The sequence below is a fragment of the Acinetobacter sp. V2 genome, from assembly GCF_001188385.1.
Lineage (GTDB): Bacteria > Pseudomonadota > Gammaproteobacteria > Pseudomonadales > Moraxellaceae > Acinetobacter > Acinetobacter oleivorans.
On sequence record NZ_JZFB01000001.1, the window covers coordinates 1,430,467 to 1,434,700 of the forward strand.

The 4,234-nt window shown below is 38.9% G+C and carries 4 protein-coding genes and 1 pseudogene; all 5 read right to left on the reverse strand.

The genetic code is table 11. The features are described 5' to 3' along the window. A pseudogene (locus tag UC75_RS20500) lies at nt 1-378 on the reverse strand (peptidase M48); the annotation flags it as partial. Nucleotides 379-456: 78 nt separating this feature from the next. Continuing rightward, the gene (gene purF / locus UC75_RS06550; RefSeq protein WP_049837081.1) at nt 457-1,998 is read right to left on the reverse strand and encodes an amidophosphoribosyltransferase; all 1,542 of its coding nucleotides are present in this window, start codon (nt 1,996-1,998) and stop codon (nt 457-459) included. A gap of 25 nt (nt 1,999-2,023) precedes the next feature. Next, nucleotides 2,024-2,611, reverse strand: a complete 588-nt coding sequence (locus UC75_RS06555) for a CvpA family protein (protein ID WP_049837082.1) — start codon at nt 2,609-2,611, stop codon at nt 2,024-2,026. 6 nt (nt 2,612-2,617) lie between these two features. Continuing rightward, nucleotides 2,618-3,622, reverse strand: a complete 1,005-nt coding sequence (locus UC75_RS06560) for a quinone-dependent dihydroorotate dehydrogenase (protein WP_049837083.1) — start codon at nt 3,620-3,622, stop codon at nt 2,618-2,620. 89 nt (nt 3,623-3,711) lie between these two features. Further along, nucleotides 3,712-4,191, reverse strand: coding sequence for a type II secretion system protein GspM (gene gspM, locus UC75_RS06565; RefSeq protein WP_049837084.1), 480 nt, complete (start codon nt 4,189-4,191; stop codon nt 3,712-3,714). Nucleotides 4,192-4,234 lie beyond the last annotated feature (43 nt).

The window sequence follows — 4,234 nt, forward strand, 5'->3', positions numbered from 1 at the left end:
TAAAACATATAAGGTTGGAACTTTAAGTGAAAAATTTTGCGCCAAATATTCAGTAATTTTTAATGCTTCAAGCTCTTCTGGCGTACTTTCTTCTTTTACTAAACGACGCGCTTTCAGTTGTTTTGCTAAAGAATGTCCACCTTTACGCAAGATATAAAGTTCAGTAACTACCGACCAAACCATAATAAAAAGCAATAGCGCGACGAAATAAGGACTTAAGGTATGCCACCAGATGGGCTGACTATAATCAAAAAAATGGACGAGTAAACCTAAAATTAAATTTAAGATAAAAATAGTAAGCAGCACAGCAACCAAACACATAGTGATGGACCATGCCATATTCTTATTTTCGATTAGATAGTGGCTTACTTCTTTCAATGTAAATATTCCCAATTACATTGTTAGTTTTCATCATAAAAGAAAAAAGCGGGAAACACCCGCTTTTTTCAGCTATTTCTATTCTTCTTTAATGCCTGTTAAATCGACAGAAGCAGCGTCAACATTCACATCAATGTAGCCATCTTTTTTCTTTTTAGCAGAATCATTACGCTTCTGCTCCAAATTATTTAGATAAGCACCATCAATATCGCCTGTTACATAAACGCCATCAAACACTGAGCAATCAAACTCAGTTAGATCGGGTACTTTGCTAGTACGTACAGCATTTTTCAAGTCTTCCAATTCTTGGAAAACTAAACGATCAGCACCAATAATTTCCTGGATTTCTTCTACACTACGTTCTGAAGCAATAAGCTCAGCTTTAGCAGGCATATCAATACCATAAACGTTTGGATACATCACTTTTGGTGCTGCTGACGCAAAGTATACTTTTTTTGCACCAGAATCACGTGCCATCTGGATAATTTCGTTACAGGTTGTACCGCGTACAATTGAGTCATCAACCAGTAAAACATTCTTACCTTTAAACTCAAGTTCTACAGGGTTTAATTTCTGGCGTACTGATTTTTTTCGTTGTTGCTGACCTGGCATAATGAAGGTACGACCGATATAACGGTTTTTCATAAAACCTTCACGGAACTTCACACCTAGAATATTTGCAAGTTCTAATGCTGAAGTACGGCTCGTATCCGGAATTGGAATAACCACATCAATATCGTGGTCCTCACCCCAGTCACGTAAAATTTTATGGGCAAGTTTTTCACCCATTTTTAAACGAGCTTTATAAACTGAAATTCCGTCAATAATGGCATCAGGACGTGCAAAATAAACATATTCAAAAATACATGGACGGTATTTTGGATTAGCTGCACATTGTCTTGAGAACAATTCACCCTCTGAATTGATGAAAATTGCTTCACCTGGTTCAATATCACGCTCAATTTTGAAACCAAGTGCTGTAATAGCAACTGATTCAGAAGCGATGATGTATTCCATCTCGCCTTTTTCAGTCATACGTGAACCATAAATCAGTGGGCGAATACCGTTTGGATCGCGGAAACCAACCAAACCATGACCAGTAATCATTGCCACTACGCCATATGCACCTAGACAGCGCTCGTGTACACGAGAAACTGTGTGAAAGATATCATCTGGTGTAGGATTTAAAGTACCGTTCTTTTGCAACTCATGCGCGAATACGTTCAAAAGAACTTCTGAGTCAGAATCTGTATTCATATGACGTAAATCTGTTTTAAACAGGTCATCATGAATATCTTCGGCATTGGTTAAGTTACCATTATGTGCAAGCGTAATACCGTAAGGTGAGTTCACATAAAATGGTTGTGCTTCAGCACTGCTAGCAGAACCAGCAGTTGGGTAACGTACATGGCCAATACCATAATTACCAAGTAATGCTCTCATATGACGAGTATGAAAAACATCACGCACCATACCGTTATCCTTACGAAGGAAAAGACGGCCTTCATGGCAGGTTACTATTCCAGCTGCATCTTGCCCACGATGTTGCAACATCGTTAAAGCATCAAACAACATTTGGTTCACTGGCGATTTACCGGCTATACCAACAACTCCACACATAGCAACCTCGCAGACAAGCTAGGAATTAATAAAAAGGATTCTTTGTCGAATGGTCGGATCGGTTTTCTAAATCTTCCGATTCGTCCATTGGTTTTGAAGGGGTGCTTGATGCACTACCTCCAGATGTTATTTGATGAAATGCCTCACTTGCAGCATCTTTAGACAATTCGGTCGCTAAAGGTGCATAAGGCAGTAAAAATTGTATAAGTACGGACTGTTTCCAATTTGGTGAACTTTCAACCCAAGGCCCAACGCCTTGCATTGTAATCAACACAACCAACAAGCCCTTTAAGGAACCAAAAGCACCACCTGCTAAACGATTTAATGGCCCCAATTTCAGGCTTTTCAAGAGGCCATTTAAAAATGCAGTGACGATCCATGTTAAAACAATGATCAGAAGTGCTATAAATGCAAAAGCTGCAATTTTTTGAACAACCGGATCATGACTCAAACCAGACATGGACGGCGCAAGAAGGACAGCATATTTTGCACCCATAATTAATGCAATGATCCATCCTACCAAGTTCGCAAAGGCTTTGATAAATCCTTGTCGCAAACCGTTTAGCCCCCCAATGAGCAAAAGTATCAGAATAATGATATCAATTGTGTTCATATTCACTTAAGTCATGGCTGCAACACATTGTTTTACTAATATAGGACCGGTGTAAATCAATCCGCTATAGATTTGTACTAATGTTGCTCCAGCTTGCTGTTTGACTGCTGCTTGTTCACCCGACAAAATTCCACCCACGCCAATCAACGGGATTTGTCCTTTTAACGTTTGGGCAAACAAACGTAAGCATTCGGTACTTTTTTCAAAAACAGGCGCACCTGATAATCCACCCGATTCGTTACCATTAGGAAGGTTTTCTACACCGTCTCTAGATAAAGTCGTATTGGTAACGATTAAACCATCAATCTTAAATTGCAATAATTGTGCTGCAATAAACTCAACATCTTCAACTGTTAAATCAGGTGCAACTTTTAAAACTAAAGGAACATAATGGTTATATTGCTCGGCAAGCTCAAGTTGTCTTTCTTTTAATGTTTGCAATAATTCAGTTAATGCATCGCCACTTTGTAAACTTCTTAAGTTTTTAGTATTTGGAGATGAGATATTAACAGTAATATAAGAGGCGTAGTTATAAACTTTCTCAAGACAAATCAGGTAATCATCAACAGCCTTTTCTACAGGCGTATCTGCATTCTTACCAATGTTAATGCCTAGAATTCCTTTAAATTTTGAAGCTTTGACATTCTCAACAAGCTTATCAACACCATCATTATTAAAACCCATGCGGTTAATAATGGCTTTAGCTTCAGGAATACGGAACAATCGCGGTTGTGGATTACCCGACTGAGGACGCGGTGTAATTGTTCCAATTTCAATAAAACCGAAACCCAATCCGGCTAAAGAATCAATATGTGCACCATTCTTATCAAGTCCAGCCGCCAAACCTACCGGATTTGGAAATTCAACTCCCATACAGGTTGTTGGTTTTGACTCTACGCTCTGGCGTAGCAGGCCGAACTTATGTGCTTTATCAAGCATAGATAATGTTAATTCATGGGCACGCTCTGGTGCTAAACTAAACAACATCGGGCGAGCAAGTGAATATAACATACCAATCACAATCTACTGATTTTAGGTAGGCATATTATAGGCACAGGCAGCACAAAACACCATGCTTAAGAACACCATATTTTAATATGTTATTGAACCGTCGCTGTTAATTTAATCTGTCCGTCACTTGAAACCATTTCCATTTTTTGAATACTTAAGCCCATTTGTGCAAGCTGGGTTAAAAAGTTCGCTAAAATTGCATAATTCTGATGAGTAACAACAATTTGTAACTGCTCACCATTTTGTTGAGAAGTGACCGTTAAGCCTTGTTGCTGAGCTACACGTTGAATTTTTTCCGATTGACCCAACTCAAGTTCATTTGCGGGTTTCATGGTAACCGCATTGCTCTGCATCCATACCATCAAATCTTTTAAATCATTTAATCGTTGCTGTTGCTGCTCTGCTAAAGAATGCATTTTCCAAAGTGAAGCTCCTACAATAGCCACGACGACAAAGATTGTAGTAAAGACCACCATAATACGTTCACGTACAGTTAAGCGATCCAAATATTGAACGATCTGTTCAACCCACTGATCAAAGCGGTTTTGCAATTGAGTTATCATTTTCATTATTGTATTTTCACCACCCCGATTGCCCCACCACCATCGGCTT